Here is a 15,247-nt window from a genome sequence, read left to right as displayed (position 1 = left end):
GAAATGCGCCTCCGCGCCCTATTCGCCCTACTGCTCCTGGCCGGCCTTGCCCAGGGCTGCACGCCCACCGTGCAGCTGGCAGCGCCCAAGGAGCCGATCAACATCAACCTCAACGTGAAGATCGAGCACGAGATCTATATCAAGGTCGACAAGGCGCTCGACGGCATCATCAACGAGAACAGTGGCCTGTTCTGAGAAGGAGCCTTTGCATGAGATTGCACCGCAAACTGGGCGTCGCGCTGGTCGCCCTCTGCCTGAGCCTGCCGGTCATGGCCATGAGCCTGGAGCAGGCGATGTCCGCGCTGGGCAGCGCCAAGTCCCAGGGGCTGGTCGGCGAGCAGGCCGACGGATACCTCGGCGTCGTGAAGAACGGCGGTGATGCCGCCGATGTCGCCGCGCAGATCAACGCCGCGCGCCGCGCCGAGTACCAGAAGGTCGCCAGCCAGAGTGGCGCCACCCTCAAGGACGTGGAATCCCTGGCCGGCAAGAAGGCCATCGAGCGTACGCCGTCGGGGCAGTACGTCCAGGTCAATGGTCAGTGGGTGCGCAAGTAAGCTTGCCAAGGGGATTTCCCTGCCTGTCGCCGCTTGTCGGGGCAGGCGGGGTGGGGCGGCCCGGTAGCAGGTAAGTCCCGTCCGCAATGGGGCTGGCGCGAGAAGTTCTGGTCGATCCCCTTCCGTTCGCTATTTCCTCTGGGTCTGGTGAAATTTTCGCCAGATCCTCGACCATCCGGTCTCGGGTAAAATGGCGCTATTCCTGGTGGATGTCCCTCCGTGAAAGCGACTTTTGCCAGGAATTTCCGTCAAAACACGCATCGCATTCAGTGAATATCGCTGAGCTCGACTTCCTATACTGCGCGCATCTACGTTCAGAATAAGAAACGTCAGCGCCCCCGGCGCGACGTAGGAGGCAAAGATGCGCGTTCTGGTGCTTGGCAGCGGTGTGATCGGTACCGCCAGTGCTTACTATCTCGCCCGTGCCGGCTTCGAAGTGGTCGTCGTCGACCGCCAGCCCGGCCCGGCCCTTGAAACCAGCTTCGCCAACGCCGGCCAGGTTTCCCCTGGCTACGCCTCGCCCTGGGCTGCCCCGGGCATCCCGCTCAAGGCCATGAAATGGCTGATGCAGACCCACGCCCCGCTGGCCATCAAGCTGACCGGCGACCCCAGCCAGTACACCTGGATGTGGCAGATGCTGCGCAACTGCAACGCCAAGAGCTACGCGGTGAACAAGGAGCGCATGGTCCGCCTGTCCGAGTACAGCCGCGACTGCCTCGACGAACTGCGTGCCGAGACCGGCATCACCTACGAAGGCCGCTCCCTGGGTACCACCCAGCTGTTCCGCACCCAGGCCCAGCTGGACTCCGCTGCCAAGGACATCGCCGTCCTGGAAAGTACCGGCGTGCCCTATGAAGTGCTCGACCGCGCCGGCATCGCCCGCGTCGAGCCGGCCCTGGCCAAGGTGGCCGACAAGCTGGTCGGCGCCCTGCGCCTGCCCAACGACCAGACCGGCGACTGTCAGATGTTCACCACCAAGCTGGCCGAGATGGCCAAGGCCCTGGGCGTGGAGTTTCGCTTCGGCCAGGACATCCAGCGCCTGGACTTCGCCGGCGACCGCATCAACGGTGTCTGGGTCGATGGCCAACTGGTTACCGCCGACCGCTACGTGCTGGCGCTTGGCAGCTACTCGCCGCAGATGCTCAAGCCGCTGGGTATCGACGCCCCGGTCTACCCGCTCAAGGGCTACTCGCTGACCGTGCCGATCACCAACCCGGACATGGCGCCGACTTCGACCATCCTCGACGAGACCTACAAGGTCGCGATCACCCGCTTTGACCAGCGTATCCGCGTCGGCGGCATGGCGGAAATCGCCGGCTTCGACCTGTCGCTGAACCCGCGCCGCCGGGCCACCCTGGAAATGATCACCACCGACCTCTACCCGGAAGGCGGCGACGTCAGCCAGGCGGAGTTCTGGACCGGCCTGCGCCCGGCCACCCCCGACGGCACCCCGATCGTCGGCGCCACCCGCTACCGCAACCTGTTCCTCAACACCGGCCACGGCACCCTCGGCTGGACCATGGCTTGCGGCTCGGGTCGCTACCTCGCCGACCTGATGGCCAAGAAGCGCCCGCAGATCAGCACCGAAGGTCTGGATATCTCCCGCTACGGCTCTGCCTCGGAGGCCCACAATGGCCATCCTGCGCCTGCACACTAACCAGCGGATGAGCCAGGTTGTCGTCCACAACGGCACGGTGTACCTCGCCGGCCAGGTGGCAGACGACCTCTCCGCCGGAGTCGAGCAACAGACCCGCGAAGTCCTCGCCAGCGTCGAGCGCCTGCTCGAAGAAGCCGGCACCGACAAGTCGCGGGTGCTCTCGGCAACCATCTACCTGAAAGACGTCGCCGCCGACTTCGCCGGCATGAACGGCGTCTGGGACCAGTGGGTCCCGCAGGGCTGCGCCCCGGCGCGCGCCACCGTCCAGGCGGCGCTGTGCTACCCGGAGATCCTCGTCGAGGTCTCCATCGTCGCCGCACTGCCCTGATCGTTTGCGTGGCCCGGCCGGAGCGCCGGGTTTTTTTCGTCCGTCGTTTTTGTTCCGTACACCATAAGAGAGCCTCGCCATGCGTCCCGCCCGTGCCCTGATCGACCTCGCCGCCCTGCGCCACAACTACCGCCTGGCCCGTGAAGTCACCGGCGCCCGAGCGCTGGCAGTGGTCAAGGCCGATGCCTACGGCCATGGCGCTGTCGTTTGCGCCAAGGCGTTGGAAGGCGAGGCCGACGGTTTCGCCGTGGCCTGCATCGAGGAAGCGCTGGAACTGCGCGAAGCCGGCATCCGTGCGCCGATCCTGCTGCTCGAAGGCTTCTTCGAAGCCAGCGAGCTGGAGCTGATCGACGCCCATGACTTCTGGTGCGTGGTGCACTCGGCCTGGCAGCTGGATGCCATCGAGCGCGCCCGTCCGAGCAAGCCGCTGACCGTGTGGCTGAAGATGGACTCGGGCATGCACCGCGTCGGCTTCTTCCCGCAGGACTACGCCGCCGCGCTGGCGCGCCTGAAGGCGCTGCCGCACGTGGCCAAGGTCGTGCTGATGAGCCACTTCTCCCGCGCCGACGAGCTGGACTGCGCGCGCACCGAGGAACAGGTCGCCGCCTTCCAGGCCGTGCGCGAAGCCGCAGGCCAGGGGCACGAGATCAGCCTGCGCAACTCCCCCGGCATCCTCGGCTGGTCCGACGTGCCCAGCGACTGGGTGCGCCCCGGCATCATGCTCTACGGCGCCACCCCCTTCGAACAGGCGCACCCGCTGGCTGACCAGCTGCGCCCGGTAATGACCCTGGAATCCCAGGTCATCAGCATCCGCGAACTGCCGGCCGGCGAGCCGGTGGGTTATGGCGCGCGCTTCATCGCCGACCGCCCGGTACGCGTCGGCGTGGTCGCCATGGGTTACGCCGACGGCTATCCGCGCCATGCGCCGGACGGCACGCCGGTGTTCATCGACGGCAAGCCCAGCCGCATCATCGGTCGTGTGTCCATGGACATGCTCACCGTGGACCTGACCGACCTGCCCAGCGCAGGCCTGGGAAGCCGCGTGGAACTCTGGGGCCCGAACGTGCCCGCCAGCCAGCTCGCTGCCCTGTGCGGCAGTATTCCCTATCAGCTGTTCTGCAACCTCAAGCGCGTCCCGCGGGTCTACGCAGGCGAGTGACGGATACCGCCCGTAAAGTTTGCGCAGGATCGGCGGGCGATCTGTTGTAAATACTGAACGGTGTTGCCATGATACGTGGCACTTGGAACCCGCTCGGCACAAGCCGTTGCGGGTTCTGCCTTTCAGAGCCTGCCTGATCACAAGAATAAGGAGGACCCCACCCTTGGACGTCGGTGCTCGTCTGCAAGCCATCCGTAAGCTCAAAGGTTTGTCCCAGCGCGAACTCGCTAAACGGGCGGGTGTTACCAACAGCACAATCTCGATGATCGAGAAGAACAGCGTCAGCCCCTCCATCAGCTCGCTGAAGAAAGTGCTGGGTGGTATTCCGATGTCCCTCGTGGAGTTCTTCTCCCTGGACCTGGAACAGAGCAGCAACACTCCTGTGGTCTACAAGGCAGACGAACTCAGCGACCTGTCCAGCGGCTCGATCATCATGAAGCTGATCGGCAAGGACTACCCCAGCCGCGCCATCACCCTGCTCGACGAGACCTATCCGCCGGGTTCCGATACCGGTGACGACATGTACGCCCACGAAGGCGAAGAGACCGGCGTGCTGGTCGAAGGCCGTCTGGAACTGACCGTCGGCGACGAGACCTTCGTCCTTGAATGCGGCGACAGCTACTATTTCGACAGCACCAAGCCGCATCGCTTCCGCAATCCGTTCGAAGCCCCGGCGCGGCTGATCAGCGCGACCACACCGGCAAATTTTTGAACAGCCGGTAGGACCGGCCAGATCAGCTGCGACCTAATGCCGCAAACGCCGGCTAGGTGGCGCAATTGTTTCGAGCTTCCCGGCTTTGCCGTTATACTTGCGCCCGCTCGCGCGGCCCGAGACTGTGACTGCACCGCGACCGGGCGTGATAAGCCACGATGAGGGTGAAAGGGTGAACCTGATTAGAAAAATCCTGGCAGCCCAAGCTGCCGTACTGGCCCTGTGGGCAGTGAGCGTTCAGGCCGCGACCAACGATGACGCCATTGCCAAGCGTCTCGAACCTGTCGGCAAAGTCTGCGTCCAGGGCAAGGAATGCGAAGGCGTTGGCGCCGTAGCTGCTGCCGGTGGTGGCGGTGCTCCGCGTTCGGGCGAAGAGATTGTCGGCAAGGTCTGCACCAACTGCCATGGCAGCGGCCTGCTGGGCGCGCCGAAAGTCGGCGACAAGGCTGACTGGGGCAAGCGTGCGAAAGAGCAGGGCGGCCTCGACGGCCTGCTGGCCAAGGCCATCTCGGGTATCAACGCCATGCCGCCCAAGGGCACTTGCGCTGATTGCTCCGATGACGAGCTGAAAGCTGCGATTCACCACATGTCCGGCCTGTAACAGCCGACCTGTGCGAAAAAGCCGCCCAAGGGCGGCTTTTTCATGCCCGCGATTTGTCACCTGGTGAGTCGCGGGAGCAACTTTTGCGTCAAGCCGGTCCAAACTCCTGTCGTTGAAACGAACCAGGAGGGACGCCCGGTGCAATCCTGCTCGATCGAAACTGCCGTCGAAGAACTGCTGCAACGCCTGGACGGGCACATCCGCCTCGGCCTGCCGCTCGGGCTGGGCAAGCCCAACCAGCTGGCCAACGCGCTGTACCGGCACATCCGCGAGAACCCGCGCCGGCAGCTGACGCTGTATACCGCGCTATCACTCGGCCGTCCGCAAGCCGGCGGCGAGCTGCAGCGGCGCTTCCTCGAACCCTTCGTCGAGCGCATCTACGGCGACTACCCCGAGCTCGACTACCTGCACGATCTGCGCAGCGGCAGCCTGCCGGAGAACATCCGCGTCGAGGAGTTCTACCTGCAGCCCGGCAGCCTGCTGGACAGCGCCCCGGCGCAGCAGAACTACATCAGCTGCAACTACAGCCACGTGGCGCGCGATATCAACGCCAAGGGCGTCAACGCCGTTGCCCAACTGGTGGCCCGCGACCCGGCGCGACCGGGCAAGCTCAGCCTGGCCTGCAACCCGGACATCACCCTCGACCTGCTGCCGATGCTGCAGCGTCGCCGCGCGGCCGGCGAAACCATCGTCACCATCGGCGTGGTTCACGACCAACTGCCCTACATGCCCGGCGACGCCGAGGTGGACGAGGACTTCTTCGACCTGCTGGTGGATGCGCCGGGCGACAGCAGCACGCTGTTCTCCACGCCCAACCTGCCGGTTGGCCTGCAGGACCATTGCATCGGCCTGCACGCCAGCGCTCTGGTGCGCGATGGCGGCACGTTGCAGATCGGCATCGGCTCCATGGGCGACGCTCTGACCTCGGCGCTGCTCACCCGCCAGCGCAACAATGACGGTTACCGCGCGCTGCTCGACGGCCTCGACTCTACCGCCCGGCACGCCGGGCTGATCGAGCGCGACGGTGGCCTCGGCGTGTTCGAACAGGGCCTGTACGGTTGCAGCGAGATGTTCGTTCCCGGCCTGTTGGCGCTGGCCGAGGCCGGTGTGTTGAGCCGGCGTGTTGCGGCACGGCCGGGCTCGTCGCCCAGCCAGCCGGGCGTCTGGCTGCACGGCGGCTTCTTCCTCGGTCCGCAGGCCTTCTACCGACGTCTGCGCGAAATGCCCCGCGAGGAACTGGCCGGGATCGGCATGACCGGCATCGGCTTCGTCAACAACCTCTACCGCGACGAGGAGCTCAAGCGTGAGCAGCGCCGCGACGCGCGTTTCATCAACAGCGCCTTCACCGTCACCCTGCTGGGCGCCGGCGTGGCCGACCAGCTGGAGGACGGCCGCGTGCTCAGCGGCGTCGGCGGCCAGTACAACTTCGTCGCCCAGGCCCATGAACTGGAAGGCGGGCGCTCGATCCTGATGCTGCGCAGCTGGCGCGAATCCGAAGGCGAGCTGAGTTCCAACATCGTCTGGAGCTACGGCCACACCACGATCCCCCGGCACCTGCGCGACATGGTGGTGACCGAGTACGGCGTGGCCGACCTGCGCGGCAGGAACGACGCCGAGGTGATCGCCGCACTGCTGGCCATCGCCGACTCGCGTTTCCAGGATGAGCTGATCGCCCAGGCCCAGGAAGCCGGCAAGCTGCCGAAGAATTTCGAACTGGACGAGCGCTACCGCAACAACACGCCGGAGCGCCTGCGCGAAGCGACTCAGGGGTTGCGCCAGTTGCTGCCGGAATTCCCGCTGGGCTGCGACTTCACCGATTACGAGCGCGACCTGCTTCGGGCATTGGGCTGGCTGAAGAGCAAGCTGCGCCTGAGCGAGATTCTCGAACTGGGCAAGGCGACCCTGGACGCGCCGGAGCCGGAGGCTTTCCCCGCGCACCTGGAGCGCATGGGGTTGGCGAAGCCGGAAGGTTTGCGCGAGGAGTTGTACCAGCGCCTGGTGCTGGCTGGCCTGAAGGCCAGCGCCCGGCCATAGGAGCGCAGGCATGAAAAAAGGCGGGCCCTGTCGGCGCCCGCCTTTTTCGTGGAGCGGTGGATCAGTCCTCGAGGAACTCGACCTGACCATTGGCCAGGGACTTCACGCGAGCCAGGGATTCCACCCGATAGCCTTCGCTTTCCAGCAGGGCACGACCTTCCTGGAAGGACTTCTCGATGACGATGCCCAGACCGGCGACGCTGGCGCCTGCCTGCTGGATCAGGTCGATCAGCGCCTTGGCGGCATGGCCGTTGGCGAGGAAGTCGTCCACCACCAGCACGTGGTCGGCGGCGGTCAGGTGCTTGGCGGAGATGGCGATGGTGCTTTCGGTCTGCTTGGTGAAGGAGAAGACCTTGGAGATCAGCAGGTCGTTCTTCAGCGTCAGCGACTGGAACTTGCGGGCGAAGATCACCGGGATGCCCAGCTCGAGGCCGGCCATGACCGCCGGGGCGATGCCCGAGGCTTCGATGGTGACGATCTTGGTGATGCCCTGGTTCTTGAAGCGTTCGGCGAACTCGTGGCCGATCAACTTCATCAGCGCCGGGTCGATCTGGTGGTTGAGGAAGGCGTCTACCTTGAGGACCTGTTCGGAAAGAACGATGCCTTCGCTGCGAATTTTGTCTTTGAGAGTGTTCACGGGGGTGCTTCCGAAAGCGGCTGTCGCTGATGAAGCGCGTAATTCTACAACGCCATTGGTCTTCTGCGCGACGTTCCGACCAATGCAATTGCTGATCGAGTGGACAGTTTTTCGATGGGCGGAAGAGGCAACCCCCCCTGTAGGAGCGGGCAATGCCCGCGATCGCGCGCACGGCGCGCTCCTGCAGGTGTAGCGGCTCAGCGCTTGAGCATCGCCCGGATATCCGCCAGCGCCGAGTTGCCCTTGGCGACCTTGACCTCCTGCGGCGCGTCCTCCTGGCCTTCCCAGACCAGGTCTTCGGGCGGCAGCTCGTCGAGGAAGCGGCTGGGCGAGCAGTCGATGATCTCGCCGTACTGCTTGCGCTTGGCGGCGAAGGTCATCGCCAGGTTCTTCTTCGCCCGGGTGATGCCCACGTAGGCCAGGCGCCGCTCCTCCTCGATGGTGTCGGCCTCGATGCTGGAGCGGTGCGGTAGGATTTCCTCTTCCACGCCGAGAATGAACACGTAGGGGAATTCCAAGCCCTTGGAGGCGTGCAGGGTCATCATCTGCACACCGTCCGCGCCTTCTTCCTCTTCCTGCTGGCGCTCCAGCATGTCGCGCAGCACCAGCTTGGCGATGGCCTGCTCGATGGTCATGTCGCCTTCTTCGTCGCGCTCCAGAGTGTTCTTCAGCGCCTCGATGAGGAACCAGACGTTGCCCATGCGGAAGTCGGCGATCTTGTCGCTGGAGGCGTTCTGCCGCAGCCAGTTCTCGTAGTCGATGTCCATCACCATGCTGCGCAACGCACCGATCGGGTCGCTGCCCGCGCACTGCTCGCGGACCTTGTCGATGAAGCGCTTGAAGCGCTGCAGGCGCTCGATGTAGCGGGCGTCCAGGTGCTCGGACAAGCCCAGCTCGCCGGAGGCGTTGAACATCGAGCAGCCGCGCTCGGTGGCGTAGTTGCCGAGCTTTTCCAGGGTGGTGGAGCCGATCTCCCGGCGCGGCACGTTGATCACGCGGAGGAAGGCGTTGTCATCGTCCGGGTTCACCAGCAGGCGGAAATAGGACATCAGGTCCTTCACTTCCTGGCGTCCGAAGAAGCTGGTACCGCCTGACAGGTGATAGGGAATCTGGTGGTGCTGAAGTTTCAGCTCGATCAGCTTCGCCTGATAGTTGCCCCGGTAAAGGATGGCGAATTCGCTGTAGGGCCGCTGCGTCTTCAGGTGGATGGTGAGGATTTCCATCGCCACCCGCTCGGCCTCGGACTCCTCGTTGCGGCAACGGATCACCCGGATCGGGTCGCCTTCACCCATCTCGCTCCACAGCTGCTTCTCGAACACGTGGGGGTTGTTGGCGATGAGGATGTTGGCGCATTTGAGGATGCGGCTGGTGGAGCGGTAGTTCTGCTCCAGCATCACCACCTTCAGCGAGGGGAAGTCTTCCTTCAGCTGCATCAGGTTTTCCGGGCGCGCGCCGCGCCAGGCGTAGATCGACTGGTCGTCGTCGCCCACCACGGTGAAGTGCGCGCGCTGCTGCACCAGCATCTTCACCAGCAGGTACTGGCTGGCGTTGGTGTCCTGGTATTCGTCCACCAGCATGTAGCGCACGCGGTTGCGCCACTTGTCGAGGATCTCCGGGTGCTCCTGGAACAGCTTCACCGGCTGCAGGATGAGGTCGTCGAAGTCCACCGCGTTGTACGCCTTGAGCGTGCGCTGGTAGTGCAGGTAGACCATCGCAGCGGTCTGTTCCTTGGGGTTGCGCGCCTTTTCCAGCGCCTCTTCCGGAAGGATCAGGTCGTTCTTCCAGCTGCCGATCAGGCCCTTGATCTCGTCCAGACCGTCATCGCCGGAATATTCCTTCTGCATGATGTCGGTCATCAGCGCCTTCACATCGCTCTCGTCGAAGATCGAGAAGCCGGGCTTGTAGCCCAGGGCCGCATGTTCCTTGCGGATGATGTTCAGGCCCAGGTTGTGGAAGGTCGAGACGGTCAGGCCCTTGCCCTCGCCGGGGCGCAGCAGGGTGCTGACGCGCTCCTTCATCTCGCGGGCGGCCTTGTTGGTGAAGGTCACGGCGACGATGTACTGGGCGCGGATGCCGCACTGCTGGACCAGGTAGGCGATCTTGCGGGTGATCACGCTGGTCTTGCCGGAGCCGGCGCCGGCCAGCACCAGGAGCGGGCCGCCGACGTAGTTCACGGCCTCTTGCTGCCGGGGATTGAGTCGGGACATGAAAGGCGGGGGTCTGTAGTGGAGCGGGCGCGTATTCTAGCAGGCCGTGCCGGGCGTCGGGGTGCCGCTCGGAATAGCGGCGATCTGTGACACGATCGTACTTATGTGTTTTGGATAAATCTGTACATGTATTAGGCTTGTGACAGCATTACTTGAAGAAAACTCTTAAGAGTTTCTCTGAAGTTTCGTCTACATCCGTGGGATGTCCGGATGGCGTCACTTCAAAACCGGGAGAAGTGGGCGCAGGGATGGCGTCTGGAGTTTCTCCCCTTTCCAGAGATACATGGGGGTCGCTTGGCAGCGTCGGTCGAACCAACGCGCCTGCTCCTGCTGGCGGAAGCGCCGCAGTGGGCCCAGCTACTGCGCGGGCATCTGGCCGCGTTGGGGCAGGGCTATTCGCTGATCACGGCCCCGTCCTGGCAGGCCGCCAGCAGTCTGTTCGACGAAGATCAGGTCGGCCTGGTGCTCGCCACGCCCGGCAAGTTGCCGTCCGCCCACCAATGCCACCTGCCGCTGGTCCTGCTGCTGGAGCGTGAGCCCGCGGAAGAGCCGGTCGGCGTCGCCGACTATCTGGTGGCCGAATCCCTCAGCGTCGAAGTCCTGCGCCGCACCCTGCGTTACGTGCGTGAACGCACCTCGCTGCAGAACACCCTGCAGAGCCTGGCCGAACAGGACCCGCTGACCGGCATCGCCAACCGCCAGGGCTTCCAGACCCTGCTTGCCGCCCGTCTCAGCGAGAGCGAAGGGCGCGGCCTGGCGCTGGGTCACCTGGACTTGGACAACTTCCGTCACGTCAACGACGCCCTCGGCCACCAGGCCGGCGACCGCCTGATCCTGCAGGTGGTGGCGCGTCTGAAGGCACACCTGGACAACGGCGACGATATTGCCCGCCTGGGCAGCGACGAGTTCGCCCTGCTGCTGGACACCCGCCGCGACCCGGCGCGGGTGGAAAAGATCGCCGAGCTGATCGTCGAATCCCTGGGCGAACCCTACTGGGTCGAGGGCGAAAGCCTGTTGCTGGGCTGCAGCCTGGGTGTGGCCCATGCCCGCGCCGGCGAAGCTGCCGACCCGCTGTTGTGGCACGCGCACATCGCCATGCAGCAGGCCAAGTCGCGCCAGGGCTGCACCTTCCACGTCTTCGACGAACGCATCAACCGTGGTGCCCGCAGTCTGGCCGACCTGGAAAGCGAACTGCGCCGGGCGTTGCGCCGCGACGAACTGGAGCTGCACTACCAGCCGCGCCTGGACCTGCACAGCGGGCAAATCGTCGGCCTCGAAGCTCTCGTGCGCTGGCGCCATCCCGAGCGCGGCTTGCTGACACCGGGCGACTTCGTGCCGCTGGCCGAGGAAAGCGGGCTGATCGTGCCGCTGGGCTACTGGGTCATTTCCCGTGCCCTGCGCGACATGCAATGGCTGCGCGGGCGTGGCCTGCCGCCGCTGCACATGGCGGTGAACCTGTCGTTCCGCCAGTTCCAGGACAGCCAGCTGCTGCCGACTCTGGAGCGCCTGATCCGCGAGCGCGGCGTCGACGCCCAGTGGCTGGAGTTCGAACTCACCGAAACCGCCGTGATGCGCCGCAGCGACCAGGTCCAGCAGACCATGCAGGCCCTCGGCCGATTGGGCGTGCGCTTCTCGCTGGATGATTTCGGCACCGGCTTCTCGTCCTTCGTGCACCTGAGCAGCCTGCCCATCACCCTGCTGAAGATCGACAAGAGCTTCGTCGGCGACATGCACGAGCGCCCGGAAAACCTGCAACTGGTGAAGGCCATGATCAACCTGGCGCACAACCTGAACCTGGAAGTGGTCGCCGAGGGCGTGGAGACCATCGCCCAGCAGGACGAGCTGCGCCAGTTCGGCTGCGACCAGGTGCAGGGCTACTGGATCAGCCGCCCATTGCCGCTCGCGGAGCTGGCGCGGTTCCTGGTGTTCGGCGCCAACCGCGCGCTGCGCCTGCAGGACTCGGTCAGCTAGCGGTCAGTCAGCACAGCCAGGCCCGCGCGGGACGTGTGCGGGCGCAGCAGGCGCGAGGTCTTCGCCTCGAACGCCAGCGTCAGCCCGATGGCCGCGCAGGCCAGCCCGGAGGCCAGCCCCCACCACACGCCGCTCGGCCCCCAGCCCAGCGGGAAGGCCAGCAGCAGCGCCATCGGAACGCCCACCAGCCAGTAGCCCGCCAGCCCGACGAGGAAGGTGGTGCGCGCATCCTTCAGGCCACGGATCGCGCCCATGGCGATGCACTGGGTGCCGTCGAACAGCTCGAACCACGCGGCGATGGCCAGCAGGCTGACGGCCAGCTTCACCACCTCGCGGTTGGCCGGGTCGTTGTGGTCGATGAACAGGCCGATGACCAGCTCCGGCGCGAGCCAGAACAGCGCGGCGAAGGTGAACATGCAGCTGGCGCCGAAGCCGATGCCCAGCCGGCCGGCTCGGCGCGCCTCGACCAGCCGGCCGGCGCCGTAGTGCTGGCCGATGCGGAAGGTCACCGCGTAGGAAATCCCCATGGGCACCATGAAGGCTACGTACACCGACTGGATGGCGATCTGGTGTGCCGCCAGCGCCGTGCTGCCGATCACGCCCATGCACAGGGTGGCCACGGTGAACATGCCCGACTCCACCGCGTAGGTGCCGCCGATGGAAATGCCGAGGCGCAGGGAGTCGCCGATCACCTTGAAGTCCGGCGTCGACAGTCCGGGCAGCAGCGGATAGGGCGCATACGCCCGGTGCCAGCGCAGGTACAGGGCGAAGATTACCGGCAGAGCGTTCATCACCACCGCGGTGACCATGCCGATCCCCGCCAGCCCGAGGCGCGGCAGGCCGAACAGGCCCTCGATGAAGGCGTAGTTCAAGGCGAAGTTGGCCAGCGCGCCGATCAGGCTGATGGCCATGACCGGGCCCGGCCGCTCGATGGCGCTGGTGAAACCGCGCAGCACCATGAAGGCCATGTAGCCGGGCAGGGCGAAGACGATGCTGTGCAGGAAAGTCATGGTGCCGTGGACGGTTTCCGGGGCTTGGCCGAAGGCGATCAGGATCGGTCCGAGGTTCCACAGCAGCAGGCCCGCCAGCATCGCCAGGGCGCCGCCGATCCACAGGCCGGCCTGGGTCGCCTGCACCACGCCACGCGCGTCCTTCGCGCCATGCCGGATTGCCACCAGGTTGCCGGTGGCCGCGACCACGCCGACGCAGAAGGTCGACACCAGCGCATAGGTCGACGCGCCCAGCCCGCCGGCGGCCAGCGCCTCGCGGCCGAGCTTGCCCATCATCACGGTGTCGGTGAACACCATGGCGACGTAGGCCAGCTGCGCGGCGATCAGCGGGCCGGCGAGGCGAAGGATGGCGGCAAGTTCGTCACGGTACAGGCGTTTCATGAGTCAGGCTCAGCAAGCGGCAGGTGCCGCATCGATAGGGAGTCGCCCATTCTCCGGCCGCCGTGGATGCGCGCACAAAAGGAAAAATGCGATGCCATCCATGAGTCATACTCATGCCAAGTCGCCCTTTGGAGCCCGCCATGAACCGCCAGTTGCCGCCCCTCTATGCCCTGCGCGCCTTCGAGGCGGCCGCCCGGCATGCGTCCTTCACCCGTGCCGCCGAGGAGCTGGCGATCACCCAGAGCGCGGTGAGTCGGCACATCAAGACCCTGGAAGAGCACTTCGCCTGCCGCCTGTTCCAGCGTCGCGGGCGCCAGCTGGAGCTGACCGAAACGGCGCGGATGCTGCTACCCGGCCTGCGCGACGGCTTCGACGCGCTGGAGCGCGCCTGCGCCAGCCTGCGCGCCGAAGAAGGCGTGCTGCGCCTGAAGGCGCCTTCGACCCTGACCATGCGCTGGCTGCTGGCGCGGCTGAGCCGGTTCCGCATGCAGCACAGCGAGATCGAGGTGCAGCTGACCAGTGCGTGGATGGACGTGGACCGCGTGGATTTTGTCCATGAGCCTTTCGATTGCGCGGTGCTGCTCAGCTCCGGGCACTTCCCGCCGGACTGGGAGGCCACCCTGCTGTTCCCCGAATGGCTGATTCCCGTGGGTGCGCCCGAGCTGCTCGCCGATGGCCCGTGGGACGCCGGGCGACTGGCCGCCGCCGAGTTGCTGCACCCCACGCCCGACCGTCGCGACTGGCGGCGCTGGCTGCAACGCATGGGCCTGGGGGAGCAGGTGTCGCTCAAGGGCGGGCAGGTGTTCGACACCCTGGAGCTGGGTATCGTGGCCGCCGCTCGTGGTTACGGGGTTTCCATCGGCGACCTGGTAATGGTCGCCGAGGATGCCAACCAGGGTCGGCTGGCGTTGCCCTGGCCCAGCGCGGTGGCCAGTGGCGAGAGTTACTACCTGGTCTGGCCCCGTGCGCGCCGGCATCAGGAGCGGCTGCGCCGGTTGCGCGACTTCCTACAGGCTGAGGTACAGGCCATGCAGCTGCCGCCGGTGCAGCTGCTCGACTGACACCGGCGACGCGGCGGCTCAGGAGCCGCTGCAACCATTGGCCCAGACCTGGTAGTGCAGCTCGTGCTGCCGGGCCTGAGAGTCTTCGTAGACCATGGTCACCGGCACGATGCCGCAGGCTTCCTGGGTATCGGTGATAGAGATAACGCGGGCGACATCGGGCTTCTCGTGCGCTGGCACGGTGCCGCAGGCGGCGAGGAACAGGGTGGAGAACAGCAGAGCAATCAGCGCTTTCATGATGTTTTTCCTTCAGAAGAGTGGAGTCAGGCGCGTTCGTGCAGCAGCGAGCGGGCGGAGTCGGCCATCACCAGCAGGCCGCCTGCGAGCATCAGGGTGTCCTTGAGCACCAGCCGGCCTGCGCCGGACAGGTAGGGGAAACCGTGCTGCGCATCGCCCAGCGCCTGCACCCAGGCCTCGGGCGTGGTGATCAGGAAACTCAGCGTCACCAGCGGCGTGCCAAACGACAGCAACCCACCCAGCAGGCCCAGGCGACGGGACAGCGGGTTGAGCAGCACCAGCAGCGCGATGCTCAGCTCCACCACGCCCAGCCCGTAGGAAAAGCCGTAGGTGTTGTTGTCGGTCTGCCAGGCACGCTTCTCCAGATTCAGCTCGCCTTCGTGGGTGAGGTGCGCGCGGTAGTCCTCGGGGTGCTCGTAGAAGAACGACATGAACGGGCTGTTGGCGACGAAGGGCGTGATGCTGTCGGCCTCGTAGGGCACGAACTTCAGCGCGCCGATCCAGATGAACACCACGGCGATGGCCACCCGCATCAGGTTCACGCCGAGGCTGTCGAGTCGGCTCAGCGCACGCAGGACTTGGGTTACGGAAGAGGTCATGGGGAACTCCTTGAGAGTCGGTTGGATTCAGTGGTTCCTATTGTCGGAATCCGGCCGTTTGGCTTCTTTCGCGTTGTGCTCGGCTTTTTGTCGGTTGCT

The 15,247-nt window shown here is 65.6% G+C and carries 15 protein-coding genes; 10 read left to right on the top strand and 5 right to left on the bottom strand.

The features are described 5' to 3' along the window. Nucleotides 1-3 precede the first annotated feature (3 nt). The 8 genes from IB275_RS29595 (at nucleotide 4) to IB275_RS29560 (ending at nucleotide 7,045) form a co-directional block, all read left to right on the top strand. Nucleotides 4-195: a YnbE family lipoprotein gene (locus tag IB275_RS29595; protein WP_081515164.1), complete on the top strand. Its 192-nt coding sequence runs from the start codon at nucleotides 4-6 to the stop codon at nucleotides 193-195. Between the two features lie 14 nt (nucleotides 196-209). After that, nucleotides 210-554 (top strand): YdbL family probable chaperone protein, encoded by a 345-nt coding sequence (locus IB275_RS29590; protein WP_081515165.1) that lies wholly within the window; start codon nucleotides 210-212, stop codon nucleotides 552-554. 361 nt (nucleotides 555-915) lie between these two features. Further along, entirely contained in the window at nucleotides 916-2,211 is a 1,296-nt protein-coding gene (gene dadA / locus IB275_RS29585; RefSeq protein ID WP_192293566.1) for a D-amino acid dehydrogenase, read from the top strand. Continuing rightward, nucleotides 2,186-2,539, top strand: coding sequence for a RidA family protein (locus IB275_RS29580; protein ID WP_081515166.1), 354 nt, complete (start codon nucleotides 2,186-2,188; stop codon nucleotides 2,537-2,539). The genes dadA and IB275_RS29580 overlap by 26 nt, the downstream gene beginning before the upstream one ends. Before the next feature lie 79 nt (nucleotides 2,540-2,618). Further along, nucleotides 2,619-3,698, top strand: a complete 1,080-nt coding sequence (gene alr / locus IB275_RS29575; RefSeq protein WP_192293564.1) for an alanine racemase — start codon at nucleotides 2,619-2,621, stop codon at nucleotides 3,696-3,698. Nucleotides 3,699-3,861: 163 nt separating this feature from the next. Continuing rightward, the gene (locus IB275_RS29570) at nucleotides 3,862-4,410 is read left to right on the top strand and encodes a cupin domain-containing protein (RefSeq protein ID WP_024762080.1); all 549 of its coding nucleotides are present in this window, start codon (nucleotides 3,862-3,864) and stop codon (nucleotides 4,408-4,410) included. Between the two features lie 172 nt (nucleotides 4,411-4,582). Then, nucleotides 4,583-5,011, top strand: a complete 429-nt coding sequence (locus IB275_RS29565; protein WP_045217660.1) for a c-type cytochrome — start codon at nucleotides 4,583-4,585, stop codon at nucleotides 5,009-5,011. Nucleotides 5,012-5,209: 198 nt separating this feature from the next. Then, a complete protein-coding gene (locus tag IB275_RS29560; RefSeq protein ID WP_318652559.1) occupies nucleotides 5,210-7,045 on the top strand; it encodes an acetyl-CoA hydrolase/transferase C-terminal domain-containing protein in 1,836 nt (611 codons plus the stop codon). A 61-nt stretch (nucleotides 7,046-7,106) separates the two neighbouring features. Here IB275_RS29560 and IB275_RS29555 read toward each other — a convergent pair whose 3' ends face one another. Both IB275_RS29555 and rep read right to left on the bottom strand, forming a co-directional pair. Continuing rightward, the gene (locus IB275_RS29555) at nucleotides 7,107-7,682 is read right to left on the bottom strand and encodes a xanthine phosphoribosyltransferase (RefSeq protein WP_081515169.1); all 576 of its coding nucleotides are present in this window, start codon (nucleotides 7,680-7,682) and stop codon (nucleotides 7,107-7,109) included. A gap of 197 nt (nucleotides 7,683-7,879) precedes the next feature. Continuing rightward, complete coding sequence (rep, locus tag IB275_RS29550) at nucleotides 7,880-9,889, bottom strand: DNA helicase Rep (RefSeq protein WP_138217085.1); 2,010 nt, start codon at nucleotides 9,887-9,889, stop codon at nucleotides 7,880-7,882. 294 nt (nucleotides 9,890-10,183) lie between these two features. On the opposite strand from rep, the gene IB275_RS29545 reads away from it, so the two are divergent. After that, nucleotides 10,184-11,860 (top strand): putative bifunctional diguanylate cyclase/phosphodiesterase, encoded by a 1,677-nt coding sequence (locus IB275_RS29545; protein WP_138217084.1) that lies wholly within the window; start codon nucleotides 10,184-10,186, stop codon nucleotides 11,858-11,860. On the opposite strand, the gene IB275_RS29540 is transcribed toward IB275_RS29545, so the two are convergent. After that, nucleotides 11,857-13,251: a NorM family multidrug efflux MATE transporter gene (locus IB275_RS29540; RefSeq protein ID WP_192293562.1), complete on the bottom strand. Its 1,395-nt coding sequence runs from the start codon at nucleotides 13,249-13,251 to the stop codon at nucleotides 11,857-11,859. The two genes, IB275_RS29545 and IB275_RS29540, sit on opposite strands and share 4 nt — an antisense overlap. 140 nt (nucleotides 13,252-13,391) lie before the next feature. Between IB275_RS29540 and IB275_RS29535 the strand changes: the two genes are divergently transcribed. Then, nucleotides 13,392-14,312, top strand: a complete 921-nt coding sequence (locus tag IB275_RS29535; protein ID WP_192293560.1) for a LysR substrate-binding domain-containing protein — start codon at nucleotides 13,392-13,394, stop codon at nucleotides 14,310-14,312. Nucleotides 14,313-14,330: 18 nt separating this feature from the next. On the opposite strand, the gene IB275_RS29530 is transcribed toward IB275_RS29535, so the two are convergent. Both IB275_RS29530 and rclC read right to left on the bottom strand, forming a co-directional pair. Next, nucleotides 14,331-14,549: a DUF2790 domain-containing protein gene (locus IB275_RS29530; RefSeq protein WP_192293558.1), complete on the bottom strand. Its 219-nt coding sequence runs from the start codon at nucleotides 14,547-14,549 to the stop codon at nucleotides 14,331-14,333. A 26-nt stretch (nucleotides 14,550-14,575) separates the two neighbouring features. Then, nucleotides 14,576-15,148: a reactive chlorine resistance membrane protein RclC gene (rclC, locus tag IB275_RS29525; RefSeq protein WP_192293556.1), complete on the bottom strand. Its 573-nt coding sequence runs from the start codon at nucleotides 15,146-15,148 to the stop codon at nucleotides 14,576-14,578. Nucleotides 15,149-15,247 lie beyond the last annotated feature (99 nt).

The organism is Pseudomonas sp. PDM21 (assembly GCF_014852505.2).
Classification (GTDB): Bacteria; Pseudomonadota; Gammaproteobacteria; order Pseudomonadales; family Pseudomonadaceae; genus Pseudomonas.
Note: the sequence above shows the minus strand (reverse complement) of the source record. Positions and strands in the feature narration are given on the sequence as shown.

Excerpts from the sequence above, each read along its gene's own strand:
- IB275_RS29595 (WP_081515164.1), top strand. The coding sequence starts at position 4 with ATGCGCCTCCGCGCCCTATTCGCCCTACTGCTCCTGGCCGGCCTTGCC.
- IB275_RS29590 (WP_081515165.1), top strand. The coding sequence starts at position 210 with ATGAGATTGCACCGCAAACTGGGCGTCGCGCTGGTCGCCCTCTGCCTG.
- dadA (WP_192293566.1), top strand. The coding sequence starts at position 916 with ATGCGCGTTCTGGTGCTTGGCAGCGGTGTGATCGGTACCGCCAGTGCT.
- IB275_RS29580 (WP_081515166.1), top strand. The coding sequence starts at position 2,186 with ATGGCCATCCTGCGCCTGCACACTAACCAGCGGATGAGCCAGGTTGTC.
- alr (WP_192293564.1), top strand. The coding sequence starts at position 2,619 with ATGCGTCCCGCCCGTGCCCTGATCGACCTCGCCGCCCTGCGCCACAAC.
- rep (WP_138217085.1), bottom strand. The coding sequence starts at position 9,889 with ATGTCCCGACTCAATCCCCGGCAGCAAGAGGCCGTGAACTACGTCGGC.
- IB275_RS29540 (WP_192293562.1), bottom strand. The coding sequence starts at position 13,251 with ATGAAACGCCTGTACCGTGACGAACTTGCCGCCATCCTTCGCCTCGCC.
- IB275_RS29535 (WP_192293560.1), top strand. The coding sequence starts at position 13,392 with ATGAACCGCCAGTTGCCGCCCCTCTATGCCCTGCGCGCCTTCGAGGCG.
- IB275_RS29530 (WP_192293558.1), bottom strand. The coding sequence starts at position 14,549 with ATGAAAGCGCTGATTGCTCTGCTGTTCTCCACCCTGTTCCTCGCCGCC.
- rclC (WP_192293556.1), bottom strand. The coding sequence starts at position 15,148 with ATGACCTCTTCCGTAACCCAAGTCCTGCGTGCGCTGAGCCGACTCGAC.